Here is a 20,953-nt window from a genome sequence, read left to right on the forward strand (position 1 = left end):
GTTGCAAGGCGTGATGTGGGCAGGGTGCGCGACGGCAGCCGAACGGTAGCGACAGGCCGCCGGCGCGGCAGCGCCGTGGCGCGAGGTGCCTGCGCCGCCGCTGGCCTCAAAATTCCAGGTCCAGTGCCGCGCACAGATAGTCGACAAACGGCGCCAGCGTCACCAGGTCCGCCTCGATGGTCTGGCGCAGGCGCGGCCCGGTCATGATGGCGTCGTCCAGATGACGCAGATACGCCCAGTTGCGGTGCTTGAGATCGTCGATGAACTCGAAATCGTTGGGAAACCCGCGCGGTGCGCGGACCAGTTTTTCGCTGTCGTCCAGAGCGAACTTGCGACGCAATTTGGGAGCATAGGCGGCAGCCTTCCAGCTGCCCGGATTTTCGAAGATGAACTGGCGCAGCTTGCGCTGCGTGTCCGGTTCCGGGTGCCATAGCCCAGCGCCGACAAAACTCTCGCCCGGCTGTAGATGGATGTAGAACGAGGGTGCCGGCACCTGGCGCCTGCGCTCGTGAAACAGGCGCGCGCCCTGCCAGTTCTTGTAGGGCGATTTGTCGTTGGAAAACCGCGCATCGCGATAGATGCGAAACAGCGAGCCGCCCTGGGTCTTGGGGTCTGCACGATAGTGCTCGCTGACCTCGGCAAGCGCCGGCTGCAGATCGGTGATCAGCTGCAGAAACGGCTGGCGCACGTGCGCCTCGTACTGGTGGCGATGATCGGCGAACCAGGTCTTGTCGTTGTGGCGGGCCAGGGCGCGCAGGAACTTGAAGCTGGCGTCTGAAAAATAGGTGGTCATAGCGTACGTTGGAGGTCCGAACCCCAGGCAGCGAGCTGGTCGAGCAGGGCTTGCTTGGTAGCATCGTCGGGGTGAGCGAGCCGTAAATCCGCAATCTGCGCGTTGTACTGCTCCAGGGTGACTTCGCCCAACCCATGGTCTTCGAGCAGGCGCTTGCGGCGATACGTGTTCCAGCGTTCCTGCTCGTCGAACGACAGCGTCTGCGGCCAGTTGCGCGCGCGGTAGCGGAAAAGAAGCTCGATCAGGCGCGGATCGCGAAACCGCGTTTCCAGCGCGCCCAGTTCGTCCGGCGCGCTGGCGCGCACCTGGCCCAGCAGGCGTTTGTCGCCTTCGGCCAGGAAACCGTCGTAGAGTGAGGCATCGGCATCGTTGACGGCCGGCGCCGCAGCGCGCTCGTTGCCGTAGACCCGGCGCACCTTTTCAGCCAGTTCAGGGCCCAGTTCGCGCAGCCGCGCGGCCTTGGCCAGCACCGCGTCGCGGTCCACGCCCAGGCGCTGGAAATCCGGCTCGCGCAGATGCTGCCATGCCACCAGGGCCGGCGACTTGTTCAAATGCACTTCCTTGAGCGGGATGCGTTGTTCGCCGTCGGGCAGATCGGCCGCACGGATATACAGCCGGTCGGCGATCTCATCCGGGCTCAGCCGCAGCAGTACCTCCGGGTCGCCGTCCAGATCGAACACGATCACGCGGCTGTCGATGCGCGGATGCCGCGTCAGCGGCAGCACCGCCGCAGCGCACATGCGCGAGGCCGGGTAGCGCTGCGAAATGTGCAGCACCGGCTCCATTGCAATCACATCGAGCAAGCTGGCAGCAAAGCGCTTGTCGCGCAGGCGCAATGCGTACTCCCACAACTTGGGTTGATGCTGCTGAAATTTACGCGCCATGCCGATGGTGGCGTACACGTCGGACAGGGCTTCGTGCGCATCGCCTTCGCGCACGGCGTTGGCGTCGGCCAGATGTTCGAGCTTGAACGAGGTGGCGCCATCTTCGCGCTGCGGCCAGCTGATGCCGTCCGGGCGCAAGGCGTGCACCAGCCGCAGCACATCCAGCAGGTCCCAGCGCGAATTGCCGCCGCGCCACTCGCGCTCGTACGGGTCGTAGAAATTGCGGAACAGGCCGCAGCGCACAAACTCGTCGTCGAAGCGGATCGAGTTGTAGCCCAGCGTGCAGGTCTGCGGGCGGCTCATCTGCTCGGCGATGCGCGCGAACGCTTCGGCCTCGGTCACGCCTTCGCGCAATGCGTGCTGCGGGGTGATGCCGGTGACCATGGTGGCGTAGGGCGAGGGCAGCAGATCGTCGGCCGGTTGCACGAAGAAACTGATCGGCTCGTCGATCACGCGCAGTTGCGCATCGGTACGCACGGCGGCGAACTGCGCGATGCGGGTGCGGCGCGGGTCCTGGCCGAAGGTTTCCAGGTCGTAGAAGAGAAAGCTGTCAGGCATGCGGGGGCGAGATCCAGATCCGCGGCGCACGGCGTATGCGCCGCCAGTGCCCGCTAGTATCCCTCATCGCAGCGCCGGCTCGCTGAGGCGCAGCTGTGCGTTGGGGCAGTCACATGCCGTGCGGGGCCGCGTGCTGTGCGTGTTGGCGAGCGCCGCGTGCGCGTTTGCGCACGGTGCACAGACGCGCAGATGACCTTGGAGCGGCTGATACCACATGGAGAGCCGCCGTCGGGTGGGTATGGCCGGCGCGCGCTGTACCGGAGAGTACGAACGCTCCATGCCGCGCAGAGCACCGGCCGCGCCCGTCCGGCGGTGGGCGCAGACCTTTGTCAGCCGCTCTTAGTGCGCGCCTTCCAGGGGCTGCAGGCGTGCATGCACCACCGCTTCCAGTGCGTCCCAGTCGATGCGCGACAGGTCGCCATGCCCGCGCGTGGCCTCGACCAGAATCTGCCGCTGGATGTCGCTGCGTGCCAACGCGATCGAATAGCGCGTGCGCAGGAAGGTCACCATCGTGTAATGCGGCACGAAGCGCGTAGGCCAGCGCGCCTGCAATTGCTGCTCGAGCTCGCGTTGCAGCAGGAACTCGGCGTCGCCGACGCGGTCGCGCATTTCCAGATAGTTTTCCAGCGCCATCTGCTGGATCGCCGCGGCGTCGTCGCGGCGCGCGGCTTCGAACGCGGCAAATGCGCTGCCGATATCGTCGTGCGCATCCATCTGCTCGGCCAGCGCCACGCAATCTTCGAACGCGCAATTCATGCCCTGGCCGTGGAACGGCACCATCGCGTGTGCGGCATCGCCGATCAGCAAGGCGCGGCTGTCCAGATGCCAGCGCTCCAGGGTGAGGGTACCGAGCAGACCGGGCGGATGCTCTTCCCAGTGTTCTTCCAGCTGCGGAATCAGCGGCAACGCGTCGGGGAAATCGCGCGCGAACAAGGCATGCGCTTCCTCGCCGGTGCGGGTGGTGGCGAAACTGGGGTCGCCGGCATTGGGCAGGAACAGGGTGACGGTGAAGGTGCCGCCATCGTTGGGCAGCGCGATGCACATGTAGCGCCCGCGCGGCCAGATGTGCAGCGCGTTGCGTTCAATGCGGAAGCCGCCGCCCGGCAGCGGCGGGATTTCCAGTTCCTTGTACGAGTGATCCAGGAACTCGGTGCGTTCGCCCAGCGGCGATTTGCGCTGCATGGCCGCGCGCAGTGCCGAGCCGGCACCGTCGCTGCCGATCAGACTCTGGAAGTGGATCTCGTGCGGCTGGTCGTCGCGGTCGTCGATGAAACGCGCGTAGCCGGCGTCGAAGTCCACCGTGTGCAGGCGGCGATAGAAGTGCACGCGCGCACCGGCCTGCTCGGCCAGATCGAGCAGCGCGACATTCAATGCCGCACGGTGGATCGACCAGATCACTTCGCTGTCGTCGCGGCCGTAGCGTTGCAGCTGCGGTTCGCCGTCGAGCGGGTGCACCATGCGGCCGCGCATCATCACCGCCTTGGCCATCACCGCCTCTTCGGCACCGGCCTGACGCAAGGCGTGGCGTCCGCGTTCGGCCAGCGCCAGGTTGATCGAGCGCCCGGACTCGTAGCCCTTGATGCGGGGGTCGCCACGCCGTTCGTAGACGGTGACCTGCCAGCCGCGACGCGACAGCAGAATGGCCAGCAGACAGCCGGCCAGGCCGGCGCCGATCAGGGTCAGGGAGCGGGGGGAGACTGGGCTCAATGCAATGTCCGGCAGCGGCCGGATGCGCGAGCCGGCAAAGGTGAGGGAAGAGCCGCTGGCGAAAGCGGCCGCCTGCGTTGTCGCAGGCGGGCTGGGAGTGTACGTGGGCCTGCGCGGGTTTCGCGTGTGCCTGCCGCGTCATCGGTGGTGTTGCAGTCAGCGTGCCGCGCTCAGCGGGCGGCCCAGGCTTCCACCTGTTCCACAAAGGTGTGCAGATCGCTGAAGCGGTTGTACAGCGGTACCGGCGCGATACGGATGACGTCCGGTTCGCGCCAGTCGCCAAGCACGCCGGCCGCGTGCAGATGCTCGAACAACGCGCGTCCTTGCGTGCGTCCGCCGGCCACCCGCAACGACAGCTGGCAGCCGCGCCGCGCCGGCTCGGCCGGGGTGACGATCTGCAGCACCTGTGGCACGCGTGCGTGGATCAGCTGTTCCAGATGCCCGGTGAGCTGTTCGGACTTGGCGCGCAACGCGGCCATGCCGGCCTGGTCGAACAGGTCCAGCGATGCGCGTAGTGGCGCCAATGCCAGCACCGGCGGGTTGCTCAGCTGCCAGCCCTCGGCGCCGGGGGTGGGCACGAACTGCGGGTCCATGCGGAAGCGGGTCTGCTGCTCGTGTCCCCACCAGCCGGCCATGCGCGGCAGATCGCTGGTGGCATGGCGCGCATGCACGAAGCACCCACCCACCGCACCCGGGCCGGCATTGAGATACTTGTAATGGCACCACACCGCAAAATCGGCGCCGTCGTCGTGCAGGGTCAGCGGGATATTGCCCACCGCATGCGCCAGGTCAAACCCCACCGCCGCCCCTTGCGCGCGCGCCAGCCGCGCAATTTCGCCCAGGTCGAAGGCCTGGCCGGTGCGGTACTGGATACCGGGCCACAGCACCAGCGCCAGCCGCGGACCATGCTGTGCGATGGCATCGGCAATCGCTGCCATCGACACCGTGCCATCGGGCGCATCGGCGTCCACCTCGATCAACTGCGTGGCCGGGTCCAGTCCGTGCAGGCGCAGCTGCGATTCCACCGCATGGCGGTCGGACGGGAACGCACCGGCTTCGATCAGGATCGCGCCGCGCTCGGGGGTGGGGCGATAGAAGCTGGCCATCATCAGATGCAGATTGACGCTGAGGGTGTTCATCGCCACCACTTCGCCCGGTTGCGCGCCGACCACGCGTGCCAGCCCGTCGCGCACCAGCTGGTGATAGGTCAGCCATTGCGTGGGGCCGGTGAAGTGGCCTTCCACCGCAAGCGCGCCCCACTGATCGAGCACTTCGCTCACCATCGCGCGGGCCTGACGCGGCTGCAGGCCCAGCGAATTGCCGACGAAATAGGTCTGATCCCGGCCATCGTGCTGCGGGAACACAAAGGCCTCGCGCAGGCTGCGCAGCGGGTCGGCGGCATCCAGCGCCGCGGCGTGGGAACGGGACAGCGGGTCGGTGCTCATCGGGCTCGCAGGGTCTGAATCGATGTGGCAGTTTACCCGCCGGCACCTTGCGCGCCGTCATGCACCGCTGGCGTTGCGGTCGAGGCCGGTCGGGCAGGGCGCAGCAGATGGGTGAGCGTGCCGATGCTGTCGGTGACGCGGTCGACGGTGTCGGCAAGCGCGGCGGCGGTGGGCGAGCCGTCCGGCAGCGCGGCCAGTGCATCGGAGAGTTTGCGCTCGGCGCTGCGTAGCGTGGCCGCAGCCGGCGTGCCGCCGCTGCGCAGGCAGTCGATCAGCTCGGCCAGCGCCTGGTCGGCGTGATCGGCGAAGTCCGGCAGTGCCTCCAGCGAGGGCAGCCGGTGGCCATCGCGCAGCACCGCCTCCAGCAGCAAGGTGGCGCGGATCAGTCGGTTGCCATTGGCCAGCAGCGATTCGGCCAACTTGAGTTCGTGCAGGTTGCGGCGGCTGCGCGGCTCGCCGCGCAGGCGTTCGATCGACGCCTGCGCATTGGTGCGCGCCACGCGTGCGGCGGCGCGGCTGTCGCTCAACCGATCCATCTCGCCCAGCAACAGGTTATGCAGATGCTCGCGATAGGCAGTGAGCAACTGCGCCAGCGAGGCGCGGATATGCCGGCGCTCGCGGGTCGGCCACAGCGCGTAGGCGATCAGCGCCAGCGCGCTGCCGGTCACGGTAGCCTGCAGCCGCGCGCCGACCGCTTCGCCAGGCGTCATGCCTTCGAAGGACAGCAACAGCACCAGCATGCCGGTGAGGAAGGCCACGCCGATGCCATAGTTCACCTGGGTCAACAAGCGAAAGCCCAGGCAGAACAGCGCCAGCAAGGCCAGGCGGAGACCGGCGCCATCCATCGCAAAATGGGCCAGCAGGGTAGCCACCAACAAACCGATGAAGGTGCCGGCCACGCGCAGGGCGCCGAAGCTGAAAGTGCCGCCGAAATCCGGCTTGAGCACGATGGCGGTGGTCATCGGGATCCAGAACCCGTGCGGAATCTGCTGCCAGCGCTGGAACGCGATCGCCAGGGCCAGGCATACGCCGCAGCGCAGCGCATGCCGGAACGCCACCGAGGACAGATCCAGGTTCGCGCGCAGGGTGGCCCAGGTCGCGGCAGGTCGCAGTGCGGCGGGAAGCCGCGCTTCGGCCAGCTGCGCCTGGATTTCGCCGCGGCTGCTGGCCCAGTGCGCGTTGCGGATCAAGGCGCGCAATTGCCCGCCCAATCCCTGCGCACGGGCCACCGCCACGCGGACCAGGCGACGCTCGCGGGTATCGGCGTTGTCGTGCTGAAACTGCGCCAGCGCGCCGACCAGATCGTCGAAGCCGGTCATCGATGCATCGGCCGCCTTCGGGTCTTCGCCCACCGTCATCGCATGCGCCAGCTGTTCCAGCACGATGGCGCTGCGTTCGAGCACGCGCTCGATCGCCGGGCGTGCCTGCGAGTCGGTCAGGCGGGTGTGGGCATCGGCCAGCGACAACAGCTCCAGCCGCACGCGGTCGCACAGCTCGGCGATGATGCGAAAGCTCTGCACCGCAATCGCGCGCGAGCGGTGTTCGCCGTGCAGCATCACCATCGCATCGAGGACTTCCTGCGTTGCGGGCGGCGCCGCGCTGGCTTCCGGCCGTTGCCGCGCAATCCCTGCCAGCTGGCGCATCAGCTCGGCCAGCGCGAAGCGTTCCGGGCGATAACGTTGCAAGGGCCAGGCCGCCAGGGCCAGCAACACCTGCAGCAGGCCACCGGCAAAGATCAGCGCAGCCACGCCGGGCGCCTGGTCCACCGGCAGTCGCATGTCCGCACTGACCACCAGCAGGATCATGCTGGTCAGCCCGACCCGCGCCGCGACCGGGCCCAGCGCCACCAGCAGTCCGCCGCCCAGGCCGAGCAATAGCCCGGCCACGACCAGGGCCGGCGTGTGATGGCCGACGCAGATGCCGAGCAAGGCCGCGCCACCGGCGGCCAGGGCCGCCATCAACATGCGCTGCAGGCGGGCGCGATACGGGCCGGGCTGGTCGGAAAACATGGTGTTGAGCGCACCGCTGGCCACGGCCAGCCCGGCCGCGACATGCCCGGTCGCCACGCCTGCCGCCAACGGCAAGACCACCGCAGCGGTGTTGCGCAAGGCCACGCGCAGTGGCACGTCGCGCGGCTTGAGGTCGATCAGTACGCGCAGCATGGCGCGCAGGTCGGCCGGTTTGGCTGCAGGCAAGCGGGCAGGGCGAGGCGGACGGCGATCTTCACCCGGTCCTCGTGCGCGCACATCACCGGCCTCGGCCTTGCGCCCGGGGACGGTGGCCCCGGCACCGGTGCGCCAATGACGCTGCACGTCGGCTCACGCCCACCGCACTGGATCCGCTCGCCGCCGTCGCGGCCCGTCGTCGGCTCAGACCTCGACCGTGGCATAGCGCTCCGGCGCCGGGTGTACATGCCCGCATTGGCCGCAGGTACGCAGCGCCAGCGAGCGATAGAAGTGATCGAACACCGGCGGGAAGTCGGTTTCGATATTGCCCAGCGGAAACATCGCCTCGTACAGCTTGTGATTGCAGTGCGGGCAATACCACTGCAGCCCGTCCCGCTCGTGCGGCAGGCGCTCGCGCTCGATGACCAGGCCGATCGAACCGGCGGCGCGTTGCGGGCAATGCGGCACCTTCGGCGGCAGCAGAAAGATCTCGCCGGCGCGTATCGGGATGTCGCGTTGCACGCCCGCATCCTGCACCTTCAGCACCATCTCGCCTTCCAGCTGGAAGAACCACTCCGGGCCTTCATCGTAGTGATAGTCGGTGCGCGCGTTGGGCCCGCCGACGATCATGATGATGAAGCCATCCTGCTGGATGCACTTGTTGCCGACCGGCGGTTTGAGCAGGTGGCGGTATTGCTCGATCCAGGCATGCAGGTTGATCGGCGGGACCAGCATCGACATTCCTCGGCGAAGAAGACGTCCAGCATAGCCAACCGCGACGCCGATGGGCGTCGCGGTCGACCAAGCATGCAGCGCCGACTCAGCGTTCGGCGTGATCGGCCTGGATTTTCGCCAGCGCCGCGTCGTAACGCTCCTGCAGCAGGTCGGCGCGGTCGATGGACATGCCCAGATCGTGCGCATGGCCATCGCGCAGGCTGTATACCCAGCCATGCACGCACAGTTCCTGCCCACGCTCCCACGCATCGCGCACGATGGTGGTGCGGCAGACGTTGACCACCTGTTCCAGCACATTGAGCTCGCACAGGCGCGCATGCTGCACCGGCAGGTCGCCGGCATCGTGCAGGCAGGCTTCGTGCTTGTCGGCCACATCGGTGACGTGGCGGATCCAGTTGTCGACCAGGCCCATGCGCTTCTGGGTCAGGCTGGCGAACACGCCGCCGCAGCCGTAATGGCCCACCACCAGGATGTGCTTGACCTTGAGCACGTCGACGGCGAACTGGATCACCGACAGGCAGTTCAGATCGGTGTGCACCACCACGTTGGCGATATTGCGATGCACGAACACTTCGCCCGGCGCCATGTCGATGATCTGGTTGGCCGGCACGCGCGAGTCGGAGCAGCCGATCCACAGGTATTCCGGGGTCTGCTGCGTCGACAGTTTGGAGAAGAATTCCGGGTCTTCGCGACGGATACGCTCGGACCAGGCACGGTTGTTTTCAAGTAAATGGTTGAGCTCGTTCATGGGCGCAGTATTCCAGAAAACGCGTTCGTGGTGGCCAGTGTCGGGGCACAGGATGAATCAGCTTTCAGGCTCCGTAGTATCGGTGAACGGCCGATGTCCGACCATTGCATCGATGCCGAAACTGGCGCCACCGATCAACTCGACAGGTGACGCCGATGGGAGCGAATGTCCGCATGGCGTGCTTTGGTTTGACGGCATTGCGTTCACGCATTGGACGTTTCATCCGTTTGTGGACGTGCCACTTTCCGCTGCCGGGGCGGTGCCATGAGGTTGGTGCTGTCCGACGCCGATGCCCATGCGGTGACCGAACGGCTGGAACTGATGTGGCCGCCTTGCATCAGATCTCTGTCGGCGTTCTCGGCGCCGACAGCGATCCATCTTCATCATATGCCCAGCTGCCGTTCCGGTGATTGCTGCTGCGGGCGTGCCGAGTAGCAGCTTGATCGATCTCTGCATCCTGTCTAACTTCTTATCGGAGTTTTCTCATGTCTGGTCAACGTCATCATCAACGTCACACCTTGCGCATCACCTCGGCACTGGCCTTGTGTCTTTCGCTAGCTGCAGGACAGGCCGCTCCGGTTGGCAGCATTCCGGCCGGTGACTGGCGCGGAATCCTGTCTGCCAGCGGCGGTGCCGGCCCGGTCTATGTCCGCCTGAGCGGGCGCGCGGCGGGATCCGATGGCATCCAGACTGCAGACGTGCGATTTGGTCCTCCCTTCAATTGCGCGCTTGAGCTACAGGCGCAGCCGGACGGCTACGCGCTGTCCTCGCGCAATGGCGGCAAGTTTTGTGACGCGCTAGCCGGTGGGCGTGCCCAGCTTCAGGTGTCCGATGGTGCGACCTCCGGCATGCAACTCACGCTGCCCGGCCGCGACTCGCCGTTGATCGTTGTCCTGGACCAGAGCAGCACAGGACTGGCCGAAGCCGGCCGCTGGCGCGGGGCGGGCCTGATGGCCGTGCAACTAGAGATCGTGGCGGCCACAATTCGCCCGGGCGACGTGCTTGGCCGCTTGCGCTACGGCGCTCCTCGCGACTGCCAGGTGGAGTTGCGCTACGCAGGGCGTTCGGCAGGCGCGTTGAACGCCTGGATCGGGGCCAACGATAGAGGCTATTGCCGTCAGCTCAGCGATGGCCAAGCCAGCCTGCGGATCCGTGCCGACGGCAGCGCAGAGCTTGCACTTGTCTTGAAAGGCCAGCGCGATACGACACTGTTCGAGCGGATGCCCTGAGGTTGTTGCAGGCGCGCGTCTGCCATTGAGGACATTACTTATGTGAGTGCGAGCCAGGATGCGCGTCGGTCGCGCCGGGCGCCACCACGACTGCATCCTTCAGCGGGCCGAGGCATACATCCAGAGCCGGCAGCGCGAACGTTCGGGTACCAGCGATGTGCTGACCGGAGATGTGGAATACACGGTGATAGGGGAGGGCCGTAGCAATGTGCAATTGATCTTCGACTATTTCGATACGCGCTTTTCTATCTCTCCCAGTCATTACAAACCGTGGACCAGGGCCGACGCATTGGCTGCACGTCGCCACCTAGGAGTCGATCCGGCACGGTATCGACTTTGCGCCGCACGAAGCGGGCATTGGATGGGCAGAGCTGACGCGACGACGAGGTGTATGGCCCCATCTGCTGATCCTGCTATGAGCCGGGTCAGGGGCAATGTCGGGTGGAGGGAAGAATTGCAGCGACAGCCAATGATGCGGCCGACGCGTCGCGGCGGTCTGGCGATCAGTCGTTGGGGTGCGCGGCCGAGGCTGTCTCAGCGTGTCGTATCGGCGTCCATCGCCGCCTGCATCAACGCTGCAATCGCGTGCGAGGCTTGGTCGGGTTGCTGTGCCAGGAACTGACTGACGCTGCGGCGATTGGCTGGCGGGTGGTTCTGACTCAACTTGAAAGTGAGTTCGATGCGGCTGGGCACGAAGCGGAACCCGACCAGGCCGCGCAGCTGGCGGCGATGGCTGTCGCGCTCCATTTCGAACAGCCAGTCGCTACCGACACGGTGCTCGAAATGCCGGCTCATGCGGTCGATCAGGTCGCCCAGGGCCGCTTCGTCGTCGACCCGGCTGCACTGGCCATGCAGGTGTGCAACCGCGTAATTCCAGGTCGGTACGCGCGCGGCGACCTCCTTGTCCGGATACCAGGTGGGCGACACATAGGCGTGCGGCCCGTGCACCACGATCACCACATCGTCAGGTGCGCGGGCCTGTGGATTGGGGCGTGCCCAATGGCCTTCGATGATGATGGCCTCGCCATCGCGGTGATACAGCACCGGCAGGTGCGAGATTGCCGGCGCTCCATCCTCGCCCTGACTGATCAGGGTGACGAACGGGTCGCGCGCCAGCAGCCAGTCCAGCAACGCCAGATCGGTCTGTGCGAACGCGCGCGGTGCGTACATCTCAGGCGCGGCCGCCCATGGTCACCACCATGCGCGCACGCAGGTCGGCATCGCTGTCGCCGCGTGGCGGCGAGATTTCGTGCAGCGAGAAACCGCGCATCAGCGCGTCTTCTTCGTCCAGCCCGTCCAGTGCCACGAATTCGGCATCGAACAAGGCCGCACGCGCGGTGTCCTCGCTGTCGTAGGGCAGCGTCTTGCCATCGCTGTCCAGCACTTCGGCGGTGCCGGCGGCCTTGATACGCAGGCGCGCCCAGATCAGGGTGCGGCCGATGGTCGCCAGCCACCATTGGTCGTGGCTGTCGGAGCCGTGCGCTGCGTCGGTGTCGATGATGTTCATGCCAGTACCTTGGAAAGCAGCCCGAGCAGGGCCGCCATGCCCAGGCCGAAAAAAATGGTCAGCAGCGAGAGCCAGGCGGGTGTGGCCAGACCGGACAGCGCACCGTCGCGGTAGCTGCGGTAGCGGCGCGCCAACAACCAGCGCCATGCGGTGGGGCTGATGAAGGCCGGGTCGCCGAAGCTGTCCAACGCATCCGGATGGCGGTCGCGCAGGTGCACCAGGGTCAGCGGCCAGAAGATCAGCAGCGCGGTCAGCCCGGCAACGGCGACACCGACAAAACACAGCGCGAAGAACAGCGTCATACGGAATGCTCCTGGGGTGGAGCGTCGAAGCGGGCGATGATCGCAATGACGCCGACGATATTGTCGTTCAATGCATCCAGTTCTTCGGCAGGAATCCACCATTCGGTGTGATGTGCGCCGCCGACTTTCTGAATGGCGTAATTGTCGACGAACGACTTGCGCACATCGAACTGCGCCACATAGCCGACCCCGCTGTCCTTGACGTTCCAGCGCGATGCGATTTCCTCGGCATAGCGCTGATTGGTGACGGGATAGAAGATCGGCTGCTCCGGCAATCGCGGTGGCCAGCGTCGGAAGCCGGAGTCACGCACCAGGGCGTATTCCTCCGGCCCCAGCGGACGGTACATGGTCACCGTGGCCGCATCGTTGCTCACATCAGAACTCGGCGCTGCCCGGTGCGCGCGGATACGGAATGGCGTCGCGGATATTGCTCAGCCCGCAAACGTAGACCACCAGGCGCTCGAACCCTAAGCCGAAGCCGGCATGCGGCACCGAGCCGTAGCGACGGAAATCGCGGTACCAGCTGTAGTGCTCCTGATCCAGGCCGAACTGCGCCATGCGCGCATCCAGCACATCCAGGCGCTCTTCGCGCTGGCTGCCGCCGATGATCTCGCCGATGCCCGGCGCCAGCACGTCCATCGCTGCGACGGTCTTGCCGTCGTCGTTCAGGCGCATGTAGAAGGCCTTGATGTGCTCGGGGTAGTTGGTCACCACCACCGGGCGGCCGATATGTTCCTCGGTCAGCCAGCGCTCGTGCTCGGTCTGCAGGTCCAGGCCCCATTCGACCGGGAAGTCGAACTTCTTGCCCGAGTTCTGCAGCAGCTTCACCGCCTCGGTGTAGTCGATCTGCTCGAACGGCGCATTGATGAAGGCCTCCAGCTTGCTGATTGCGTTCTTGTCCACGCGCTCGGCCAGGAAGGCCAGATCGTCGCCTCGCTCGTCCAGCACGGCGCGGAACAGGTACTTGAGGAACTGCTCGGCCAGGCGCGCGTCTTCGGCCAGGTCGGCGAAGGCGATTTCCGGCTCGATCATCCAGAACTCGGCCAGATGGCGTGTGGTGTGGCTGTTCTCGGCACGGAAGGTCGGGCCGAAGGTGTAGACCTTGCTCAGCGCCAGGCAGTACGCCTCCACGTTGAGCTGGCCGGACACGGTCAGGAAGGTTTCCTTGCCGAAGAAGTCGCGGCTGAAATCCACCGCGCCGCTGGCATCGCGCGGCAGGTTGACCATGTCCAGCGTAGAGACGCGGAACATCTGCCCGGCGCCTTCGGCATCGGAGGTGGTGATGATCGGGGTGCTGATCCAGTTGAAGCCGTTCTGGTGGAAAAAGCGGTGCACCGCCTGCGCCAGGCAGTTGCGGATACGGGTGACCGCGCCGAACAGGTTGGTGCGCGGACGCAGGTGCGCCACTTCGCGCAGGAACTCCGGCGACATCGGCTTGGGCTGGATGGGGTAGGTCAGCGGGTCTTCCACCCAACCGACGATTTCCACAGCGCTGGCCTGGATCTCGAACGACTGGCCCTTGCCCTGCGACTTGACCAGCACGCCCTTGGCGATCAGCGAGCAGCCGCTGGTCAGGCGCTTGATCTCGTCGAAATTGGGCAGGGTGTCGTTGGCCACCACCTGGATCGGAGCGAAGCAGGAACCGTCGGTCACGTTGATGAAGGCCAGTCCGGCAGATCCGCGCAGTGTGCGCACCCACCCCCGTACCGTGACTTCGCCGCCTTCGGGGAGCTTGCCCGCAAGCGCATGTTCAACGCTGACCACCGTCATGACTTTTCCTCGCCGTAGCGACCTTGAATGGCCTGCGAGTTTACTGGCTGCGGGCGCGCTGGCGCGAGCGCCTGAACCGCTTGCAGGTGGTCGCGCTTGTCGAAGGCTCGGCATGGCCCCATCTGGAGAGCACGTCGTATCGGCGGGTGCAGTCCTTGGTTCTTGCAGCCTCGCTATACTTGCCGTCATCGTTTCACCATCGTTTCTGGAGCACGCCCATGGCCATCAGCCTCACCCCCGCCGCGCTGGAGCGCGTGCAGCGTTTCGTGCAGCAGACCCCGGGGACGCTGGGTCTGCGCTTTGGTGTGACCAAGACCGGTTGCTCGGGCTGGGGCCACATCACCGATCTGGCGCGCGAGAAGCGCGATGACGATGCGGTGTTCGAGCAGGACGGGGTACGCATCTTCGTAGACCCCACCAGCCTGCCGCTGGTCGACGGCACCTGCATCGATTTCGGCAAGCACGGCCTCAGCGAGACTTTCACGTTCAACAATCCCAATGCGACCGCCGAATGCGGGTGCGGGGAGAGCTTCACGACCGAAGCCGAGCATCGCTGAGTCCGGCTGAGCCAAATTCCCCTGGAGGTCCTTCTCCCCTCGGGAGAAGGTGCCCGAAGGGCGGATGAGAGTACGGGGCGAAGCCTCGCGCGGTGAGGCGTCACGAGTGGCTTCGCCGCTGACCCTCACCCCAACCCCTCTCCCGGCGGGAGAGGGGCTCAAGCAGTTGCCGCGCAGATGTTCTGTTCGTAGGCCGGCCGCTAGCACAGCCCGGTTGCAGCTAAGCAACTGAACTGCCATACTTTCCTGCTTCCTGCCCGGTTCCGGGCCGGAACCCTTGCTCCACCGGCCGCCTTGCGCGGGTCACCGGGGAGCTGTCCGGCCCACGTGGCCACATCCGAAAGGTAAAACAACATGAGTCGTCATTACGAAGTCGTGTTCCTGGTCCATCCGGACCAGAGCGAGCAGGTCCCGGCCATGATCGAGCGCTACAAGTCGCTGATCGAGGGCGGTAACGGCACCATCCACCGTCTGGAAGACTGGGGCCGTCGTCAGCTGGCTTACCCGATCCAGAACCTGGTGAAGGCGCACTACGTGCTGCTCAACATCGAAGTCGACCAGGCCGTGCTGAGCGAGCTGGTGGAAAGCTTCCGCTTCAACGATGCAGTGCTGCGTCACCTGGTCGTCAAGCGCGATGGCCCGGACACCGAGCAGTCGCTGATCATGAAGAGCAAGGACGAGAAGGGCGACAAGCCCGAGCGTAGCGAGCGTCGTCGTCGTGACGATGAAGAGGGCGAAGCCCCCGCTGCCACCGATACCGACGGCGACAACGCCGAAGCCGCTTAAGGAGCGCTGTCATGTCCAAGTTCTTCCGTCGTCGCAAGTTCTGCAAGTTCACCGCCGAGGGCGTCAAGGAGATCGATTACAAGGATCTCAACACCCTGCGCCAGTACCTCACCGAGAACGGCAAGATCGTGCCGAGCCGCGTGACCGGTACCAAGTCCAAGTACCAGCGTCAGCTGGCCACGGCCGTCAAGCGCTCGCGTTTCCTGGCGCTGATCCCGTACACGGACAACCACGACGTTTAATCCGAGTCGTTGATGTGAGTTCCTCACAAGAGCCCGCACGGCTGTATGTGAGTCCCTCACAAGAGCCCACACATCCATGTGCGGGTTATTAAAAAATATAGAGGCCGGTCATTCGAGATGCGGTGTTGATCGTGCTCTTGCGATTCCCAAATCCCGATTCCCGAATCCCGTCTTTTCGGACAGCAAACGTTGCGTCGGCCAAAGCGCCGGCGCTAACGAATAACGGAGCACCACCATGGATCTGATTCTTCTGCAGAAAGTGACCAACCTGGGCAATCTGGGCGACAAGGTCAGCGTCAAGCCGGGCTACGGCCGTAACTTCCTCGTGCCGCAGGGCAAGGCCGTCCCGGCCACCGCTGCCAACGTCGAAGCGTTCGAGACCAAGCGCGCCGAGTACGAAGCCAAGGCCAACACCATCCTGGCCGATGCACAGAGCCGCGCCACCAAGTTCGAAGGCGCCAGCGTCACCATCGGTGCGCACGCGTCGACCGAAGGCAAGCTGTACGGCTCGGTCGGTCCGCGCGATATCGCCGAGGCGTTCACCGCCGCCGGCCTGCCGCTGGAAAAGAGCGAAGTGATCCTGGGCGAAGGCGCATTCCGCAATGTCGGCGAGTACGACGTTGTGCTGCACCTGCACGCCGATGTGGAAACCACCGTCAAGGTCATCGTCGAATCCGACGCCTGATCCTGGTCAGTGGCATCTAAGCGAAGCTGACCTTACGGAACAGTTCGCTTGCGACAACAACAACGGGCGCCTCAGGGCGCCCGTTGTGCGTTCGGGCGCGGCATGCTGCCGATCGTTCTCAAGCGCTGTATGGCGGTGGCGAGCCGCGACCGATGAGCCCGACGACATGGCGCGGAATCAATACGCAACCACCCGGCACGGATCGGTTGCGGCTGGGCGCGGCGCTGGCAAGCGCCCGTTCGCCATTGGCGCGCGGGTATCGCTTCGGCAGCGTCAGCGTGCCGGTTGGCGAGGATGACGCCTGTCGCTGGCGCATCCGTTTTGCGATTCCGCACGCGGCAACGCCCAGGCGTGGCGCTCCGGCGCTGTGGATGCTGGACGGCAACCGGGCGCTGGGCCTGTTCGATCCCGTGACGCTGTGGCGGCTGGCGCGCCTGCCGGTGCCGCCGGTGCTGGTCTTTGTCGACGCGGACCACGCGCTGCTGATCGACTTGCCCACCCGGGCTCGCCATTACACGTTCCAGCCGGCCGATCATCCATTCCTTGCCGCGCCCGGTGCCGCCGCAGGGCGGGTGGGCGGCGGCGCGCAGGCGCTGCACGCTGCGCTGCTGCAAAAGGCGGTGCCCGCGCTGGCGCAGCGCGTACGACTGGATGGCAGGCGGCAGGCGCTGTGGGGTCACTCGCTGGCCGGCCTGTTCGTAATGCACGCGCTGTATGCCGGCGAGGGCTGGTTTACCGATTTTGCGGCCGCCAGTCCGTCGCTCTGGTGGGGGCAGGGCGCCCTGCTGGGCACGCCCGAACACGCGCTGGTCGCGCGCGGCCTGCGTCATGCCGAGCGGCTGTGGCTGTTTCTTGGCGGCGCGGAGCGGGCCGGGCAGATCGATGCGCGCCGCCGCGATGACCCCGATCGCGCTGCGCTGCTGGCCGCGATCCAGGGCGCGCCGGCCGATGCGGCATGGCAGCTTGCCCGGCGCCTGATGGCCCTGCCGGGTCTGGATGTGCGTTACCGCCAGTTCCCTGCGCTGCACCATGCGGCGGTGTTCCAGGCGTCGTTGCGGGCCGTTTTGCGGGAGGTGGTCGGGTTGCCGGCAAGGGGCCAGGCACAGCCCAGGGTCTGAATCGACGCAGCCTCCGGACACCGGCGCTGGCGGGCCTGCCGGTGTCCGCCGTGCCCGGCCGTTATACTCAACGCCAATCGTTCGCGTGGCCCGTGTTGCTGGCGTCCTGTCGGCCAGCGCGACGCCGTTGCAACCCCGACCCGATGGCGTGCCCCGCGCCGTTGACCGAGATCCCTGTTTCCATGCGCCTGTCCACGATCAAGCTGTCCGGTTTCAAGTCGTTCGTCGACCCGACCACGTTGCACCTGCCCACCAACATGACCGGCATCGTCGGCCCCAATGGCTGCGGCAAGTCCAACATCATCGATGCGGTGCGCTGGGTGATGGGCGAAAGCTCGGCCAGCCGGCTGCGTGGCGACTCGCTGACCGACGTGATCTTTTCCGGCTCCTCGGCGCGCAAGCCGGTGTCGCAGGCGACGGTGGAACTGATCTTCGACAACTCCGATCACACCATCACCGGCGAGTTCGCCTCGTTCAACGAGATCTCGGTCAAGCGCCTGGTCAGCCGCGACGGCAACAGCGCCTACTACCTCAACGGCACCAAGTGCCGGCGTCGCGACATCACGGACCTGTTCCTGGGGACCGGCCTGGGCCCGCGCAGCTACTCGATCATCGAGCAGGGCATGATCAGCCAGATCATCGAGGCGCGCCCCGAAGACCTGCGCGTGTATCTGGAAGAGGCCGCCGGCATTTCCAAGTACAAGGAACGCCGCAAGGAAACCGAAACCCGCATCCGCCACACCCGCGAAAACCTCGACCGCCTGGGCGACCTGCGTGAGGAAATCACCAAGCAGCTGGCGCATCTGCAGCGCCAGGCGCGCCAGGCCGAGCAGTACCAGGCCTTGCAGGAAGAACGCCGGATCAAGGATGCCGAGTGGAAGGCGCTGGAATACCGCGGCCTGGATGGGCAATTGCAGGGCCTGCGCGAAAAATTGAACCAGGAAGAGACCCGCCTGCAGCAGCTGATCGCCGACCAGCGCGATGCCGAGGCGCGGATCGAAACCGGGCGCGTGCGTCGCGAAGAAGCCGCCGAAGCGGTGGCCAAGGCGCAGGCCGATGTGTACCAGGTGGGCAGCGCGTTGGCGCGCATCGAGCAGCAGATCCAACACCAGCGCGAACTCTCGCATCGCCTGCACAAGGCGCGCGACGAGGCGCAAAGCCAGTTGCAGGAACTGACCCAGCACATCAGCGGCGATTCGGCAAAACTGGCGGTGTTGCGCGAGGCCGTGGATGCGGCCGAGCCGCAGCTGGAACAGCTGCGCGAAGACCATGAGTTCCGCCAGGAATCGCTGCGCGAAGCCGAAGCGCGGCTGGCCGACTGGCAGCAACGCTGGGAAACCCATAATCGCGACACCGGCGAAGCCTCGCGCGCCGGCGAGGTGGAGCGTACGCGTGTCGATTACCTGGACCGCCAGTCGCTGGAAGCCGACCGCCGCCGCGAAGCGTTGGTCAACGAACGTGCCGGGCTGGATCTGGACGCGCTGGCCGAGGCGTTCGAGCAGATCGAGCTGCGCCATGAGACGCAAAAGACGTCGCTGGACGGGCTGACCGAGCAGGTCGAGGCGCGCAAGCACGCACTTGGCGGGCTGCAGGAACAGCAGCGCGCCAGCCAGGGCGAGCTGGCCGAGGTGCGCAAGCAGGCGCAGGCCGCGCGTGGCCGGCTGTCGTCGCTGGAAACCCTGCAGCAGGCTGCGCTGGGGCAGGAACAGGGCGCGGCGGTGGCGTGGCTGAAGTCGCGCGGGCTGGATTCGGCGGCGCGCGTGGGCGAGCGCATCACGGTGGAAAGCGGCTGGGAAAATACCGTCGAAAGCGCGCTGGGTCAGTTGATCGAAGGCGTGCTGGTGGATGCGCCCGAGCAGCTGGTCGACGCGCTGGGCGAGTTGGGCGAAGGCCGCATCGCGCTGGTGTCCAGTGCCACCGATGCCGCCACCTTCGCACCGACCTCGTTGGCGGCCAAGGTACAGGGGCCGATCGCGATTCGTCGCCTGCTGGCGCGTCTGCACGCCGCCGACGATCTGCAGGCCGCACGCGCGTTGCAGGCCTCGTTGCCGGAAGGCGACTCGGTCATTACCCGCAACGGCGAGCGCTTGGGCGAGGGCTGGGTGCGCGTATCGCGCTCCGGCGCGGCCAAGCAGGGCGCCTTGCTGCGCGAGCGCGAAATCCAGGAGCTGCGTGCGCAGATCGAAACGCTGCAGGAGCGCGAAGCCGAACTCGAGCAGCGCCTGGGCAGCTTCCGCGAGCAGCTGCTGGCGGCCGAACAGCAGCGCGAAGATGCACAGCGCCAGCTGTACATGGCGCACCGCAGCGTGTCCGAACTGGCCGGCCAGTTGCAGAGCCAGCAGGGCAAGGTCGATGCCGCGCGTACGCGCATCGAGCGCATCGAAAACGAGCTGTCGCAGTTGCTGGAAACGCTGGACACCAGCCGCGAACAGGCCCGCGAGGCACGTGCGAAACTCGAAGACGCGGTCACCTTGATGGGCGACCTGCAAGGCACGCGGCAGGCGCTGGAAGACGAACGCCGCCAGCTCACCGATGGCCGCGACCAGGCCCGCGATGCCGCACGCGGCGTGCGCGATGCGATGCATGCGCTGGCGCTCACGCTGGAATCGCAGCGCACCCAGATCACCTCGCTCAGCCAGACCCTGGAGCGCATGGATAGCCAGCGCGGCCAGCTGGACACGCGTCTGGAGGATCTGGTCGCCCAGCTCAGCGATGGCGATTCGCCGGTGGAAACGCTGGAGCACGAACATCAGGCCGCGCTCAGCGAGCGCGTCCGCACCGAGCGTGTGCTCAGCGAAACGCGCACGCTGCTCGACAGCATCGACGGCGAGCTGCGCAGCTTCGAGCAGACCCGCCAGCAGCGCGACGAGCAGGCGCTGGCGCAGCGCGAGCGCATCAACCAGCGCAAGCTCGATCAACAGGCGCTGGTGCTCAACGCCGAACAGTTGTCTGCCGCAGTGGTCAAGGCCGGCTTCGTGCTCGAAGACGTGGTCAACGGCCTGTCCGAGTCCGCCAACGTGGCCGAATGGGAAGCGGCGGTGAACCAGATCGACGGCCGCATGCGGCGCCTGGAGCCGGTGAACCTGGCGGCGATCCAGGAATACGGCGAGGCTGCGCAGCGTTCGGAATATCTGGACGCGCAGAACCTGGACCTCAACACCGCACTGGAAACGCTGGAAGAAGCCATCCGCAAGATCGACCGCGAAACCCGTGGCCGGTTCAAGGACACCTTCGATCGCGTCAACTCGGGCGTGCAGGCGCTGTATCCGCGCCTGTTCGGCGGCGGCCACGCATACCTGGAACTCACTGGCGAAGACCTGCTCGATACCGGCGTGACCATCATGGCGCGCCCGCCCGGCAAGCGCGTGTCCAGCATTTCGCTGCTGTCCGGCGGCGAAAAGGCGATGACCGCGGTGGCGCTGGTGTTTGCGATCTTCCAGCTCAATCCGGCGCCGTTCTGCCTGCTGGACGAGGTGGACGCGCCGCTGGACGAAGCCAATGTCGGCCGCCTGGCCAACATGGTGCGGGAAATGAGCGAGAAGGTGCAGTTCCTGTTCGTCAGCCATAACAAGGCGACCATGGAAGCGGCGCGCCAGTTGTCCGGCGTGACCATGCGCGAGCCAGGCGTCAGCCGCCTGGTCAGCGTGGACCTGGAAGAAGCCGCACGTTTGGCGGGTGCGGCATGACGTGCCATGCTTGTCGGAATATCGACACCTGTCACT

Annotated in this window: 19 protein-coding genes; 7 read left to right on the forward strand and 12 right to left on the reverse strand. The window is 66.2% G+C overall.

Going from position 1 to position 20,953, the window contains the following annotated elements; all coding sequences use genetic code 11:
• Positions 1-106 precede the first annotated feature (106 nt).
• The 7 genes from VZ068_RS08735 to can form a co-directional block, all read right to left on the reverse strand.
• On the reverse strand, positions 107-793 hold the full coding sequence (locus VZ068_RS08735) for a DUF2461 domain-containing protein (protein ID WP_259153705.1): 687 nt from the start codon (positions 791-793) through the stop codon (positions 107-109).
• Entirely contained in the window at positions 790-2,235 is a 1,446-nt protein-coding gene (gene sbcB / locus VZ068_RS08740) for an exodeoxyribonuclease I (protein WP_349657419.1), read from the reverse strand. The genes VZ068_RS08735 and sbcB overlap by 4 nt, the downstream gene beginning before the upstream one ends.
• Positions 2,236-2,574: 339 nt before the next feature.
• On the reverse strand, positions 2,575-3,942 hold the full coding sequence (locus VZ068_RS08745) for an NAD(P)/FAD-dependent oxidoreductase (protein ID WP_349657420.1): 1,368 nt from the start codon (positions 3,940-3,942) through the stop codon (positions 2,575-2,577).
• 170 nt (positions 3,943-4,112) lie between these two features.
• Complete coding sequence (gene kynU, locus VZ068_RS08750; protein ID WP_349657421.1) at positions 4,113-5,387, reverse strand: kynureninase; 1,275 nt, start codon at positions 5,385-5,387, stop codon at positions 4,113-4,115.
• Positions 5,388-5,419: 32 nt separating this feature from the next.
• The gene (locus VZ068_RS08755; protein ID WP_349657673.1) at positions 5,420-7,549 is read right to left on the reverse strand and encodes an FUSC family protein; all 2,130 of its coding nucleotides are present in this window, start codon (positions 7,547-7,549) and stop codon (positions 5,420-5,422) included.
• 207 nt (positions 7,550-7,756) lie between these two features.
• Positions 7,757-8,287, reverse strand: a complete 531-nt coding sequence (locus VZ068_RS08760) for a 3-hydroxyanthranilate 3,4-dioxygenase (protein WP_349657422.1) — start codon at positions 8,285-8,287, stop codon at positions 7,757-7,759.
• A gap of 85 nt (positions 8,288-8,372) precedes the next feature.
• The gene (gene can, locus VZ068_RS08765) at positions 8,373-9,035 is read right to left on the reverse strand and encodes a carbonate dehydratase (protein ID WP_005996458.1); all 663 of its coding nucleotides are present in this window, start codon (positions 9,033-9,035) and stop codon (positions 8,373-8,375) included.
• Positions 9,036-9,553: 518 nt separating this feature from the next.
• Here can and VZ068_RS08770 point away from each other — a divergent pair.
• Complete coding sequence (locus VZ068_RS08770) at positions 9,554-10,264, forward strand: hypothetical protein (protein ID WP_259154014.1); 711 nt, start codon at positions 9,554-9,556, stop codon at positions 10,262-10,264.
• A gap of 534 nt (positions 10,265-10,798) precedes the next feature.
• Here the strand turns inward: VZ068_RS08770 and VZ068_RS08775 are convergent.
• From VZ068_RS08775 to asnS, 5 genes are read right to left on the reverse strand one after another with little or no spacing between them, the layout of a single operon-like run.
• Positions 10,799-11,434, reverse strand: coding sequence for an FMN-binding negative transcriptional regulator (locus VZ068_RS08775; RefSeq protein ID WP_349657423.1), 636 nt, complete (start codon positions 11,432-11,434; stop codon positions 10,799-10,801).
• Between the two features lies 1 nt (position 11,435).
• Positions 11,436-11,771: a hypothetical protein gene (locus VZ068_RS08780; protein WP_259153713.1), complete on the reverse strand. Its 336-nt coding sequence runs from the start codon at positions 11,769-11,771 to the stop codon at positions 11,436-11,438.
• Positions 11,768-12,073: a hypothetical protein gene (locus VZ068_RS08785; RefSeq protein ID WP_046964620.1), complete on the reverse strand. Its 306-nt coding sequence runs from the start codon at positions 12,071-12,073 to the stop codon at positions 11,768-11,770. The genes VZ068_RS08780 and VZ068_RS08785 overlap by 4 nt, the downstream gene beginning before the upstream one ends.
• Entirely contained in the window at positions 12,070-12,420 is a 351-nt protein-coding gene (locus VZ068_RS08790; RefSeq protein WP_259153714.1) for a hypothetical protein, read from the reverse strand. Before VZ068_RS08790 ends, VZ068_RS08785 begins: the two co-directional genes overlap by 4 nt.
• A gap of 28 nt (positions 12,421-12,448) precedes the next feature.
• Positions 12,449-13,843 (reverse strand): asparagine--tRNA ligase, encoded by a 1,395-nt coding sequence (gene asnS / locus VZ068_RS08795; RefSeq protein ID WP_259153716.1) that lies wholly within the window; start codon positions 13,841-13,843, stop codon positions 12,449-12,451.
• A gap of 218 nt (positions 13,844-14,061) precedes the next feature.
• Here asnS and VZ068_RS08800 point away from each other — a divergent pair, with 218 nt between their 5' ends.
• The 6 genes from VZ068_RS08800 to smc all read left to right on the forward strand — a co-directional run bounded on the left by VZ068_RS08800 (position 14,062) and on the right by smc (position 20,917).
• Positions 14,062-14,400 (forward strand): iron-sulfur cluster assembly accessory protein, encoded by a 339-nt coding sequence (locus VZ068_RS08800; protein ID WP_349657424.1) that lies wholly within the window; start codon positions 14,062-14,064, stop codon positions 14,398-14,400.
• Between the two features lie 354 nt (positions 14,401-14,754).
• Entirely contained in the window at positions 14,755-15,186 is a 432-nt protein-coding gene (rpsF, locus tag VZ068_RS08805) for a 30S ribosomal protein S6 (protein WP_039411444.1), read from the forward strand.
• A gap of 11 nt (positions 15,187-15,197) precedes the next feature.
• A complete protein-coding gene (gene rpsR, locus VZ068_RS08810) occupies positions 15,198-15,428 on the forward strand; it encodes a 30S ribosomal protein S18 (RefSeq protein ID WP_005991243.1) in 231 nt (76 codons plus the stop codon).
• 235 nt (positions 15,429-15,663) lie between these two features.
• Positions 15,664-16,113, forward strand: coding sequence for a 50S ribosomal protein L9 (gene rplI, locus VZ068_RS08815; protein WP_005991240.1), 450 nt, complete (start codon positions 15,664-15,666; stop codon positions 16,111-16,113).
• Between the two features lie 152 nt (positions 16,114-16,265).
• Positions 16,266-17,231 (forward strand): alpha/beta hydrolase-fold protein, encoded by a 966-nt coding sequence (locus VZ068_RS08820; RefSeq protein ID WP_349657425.1) that lies wholly within the window; start codon positions 16,266-16,268, stop codon positions 17,229-17,231.
• Positions 17,232-17,413: 182 nt separating this feature from the next.
• On the forward strand, positions 17,414-20,917 hold the full coding sequence (gene smc, locus VZ068_RS08825; protein ID WP_349657426.1) for a chromosome segregation protein SMC: 3,504 nt from the start codon (positions 17,414-17,416) through the stop codon (positions 20,915-20,917).
• Positions 20,918-20,953 lie beyond the last annotated feature (36 nt).

Source organism: Xanthomonas sp. 10-10, assembly GCF_040182365.1.
Classification (GTDB): Bacteria; Pseudomonadota; Gammaproteobacteria; order Xanthomonadales; family Xanthomonadaceae; genus Xanthomonas; species Xanthomonas arboricola_F.

Bases quoted from the DNA above. Each gene is read 5' to 3' on its own strand.
- VZ068_RS08790 (WP_259153714.1), bottom strand. From the start codon at position 12,420: ATGTACCGTCCGCTGGGGCCGGAGGAATACGCCCTGGTGCGTGACTCC.
- smc (WP_349657426.1), top strand. From the start codon at position 17,414: ATGCGCCTGTCCACGATCAAGCTGTCCGGTTTCAAGTCGTTCGTCGAC.
- asnS (WP_259153716.1), bottom strand. From the start codon at position 13,843: ATGACGGTGGTCAGCGTTGAACATGCGCTTGCGGGCAAGCTCCCCGAA.
- rpsR (WP_005991243.1), top strand. From the start codon at position 15,198: ATGTCCAAGTTCTTCCGTCGTCGCAAGTTCTGCAAGTTCACCGCCGAG.
- VZ068_RS08785 (WP_046964620.1), bottom strand. From the start codon at position 12,073: ATGACGCTGTTCTTCGCGCTGTGTTTTGTCGGTGTCGCCGTTGCCGGG.
- rplI (WP_005991240.1), top strand. From the start codon at position 15,664: ATGGATCTGATTCTTCTGCAGAAAGTGACCAACCTGGGCAATCTGGGC.
- VZ068_RS08800 (WP_349657424.1), top strand. From the start codon at position 14,062: ATGGCCATCAGCCTCACCCCCGCCGCGCTGGAGCGCGTGCAGCGTTTC.
- VZ068_RS08820 (WP_349657425.1), top strand. From the start codon at position 16,266: ATGAGCCCGACGACATGGCGCGGAATCAATACGCAACCACCCGGCACG.
- VZ068_RS08735 (WP_259153705.1), bottom strand. From the start codon at position 793: ATGACCACCTATTTTTCAGACGCCAGCTTCAAGTTCCTGCGCGCCCTG.
- VZ068_RS08760 (WP_349657422.1), bottom strand. From the start codon at position 8,287: ATGCTGGTCCCGCCGATCAACCTGCATGCCTGGATCGAGCAATACCGC.
- can (WP_005996458.1), bottom strand. From the start codon at position 9,035: ATGAACGAGCTCAACCATTTACTTGAAAACAACCGTGCCTGGTCCGAG.
- VZ068_RS08775 (WP_349657423.1), bottom strand. From the start codon at position 11,434: ATGTACGCACCGCGCGCGTTCGCACAGACCGATCTGGCGTTGCTGGAC.
- rpsF (WP_039411444.1), top strand. From the start codon at position 14,755: ATGAGTCGTCATTACGAAGTCGTGTTCCTGGTCCATCCGGACCAGAGC.
- sbcB (WP_349657419.1), bottom strand. From the start codon at position 2,235: ATGCCTGACAGCTTTCTCTTCTACGACCTGGAAACCTTCGGCCAGGAC.
- VZ068_RS08780 (WP_259153713.1), bottom strand. From the start codon at position 11,771: ATGAACATCATCGACACCGACGCAGCGCACGGCTCCGACAGCCACGAC.
- VZ068_RS08755 (WP_349657673.1), bottom strand. From the start codon at position 7,549: ATGCTGCGCGTACTGATCGACCTCAAGCCGCGCGACGTGCCACTGCGC.
- kynU (WP_349657421.1), bottom strand. From the start codon at position 5,387: ATGAGCACCGACCCGCTGTCCCGTTCCCACGCCGCGGCGCTGGATGCC.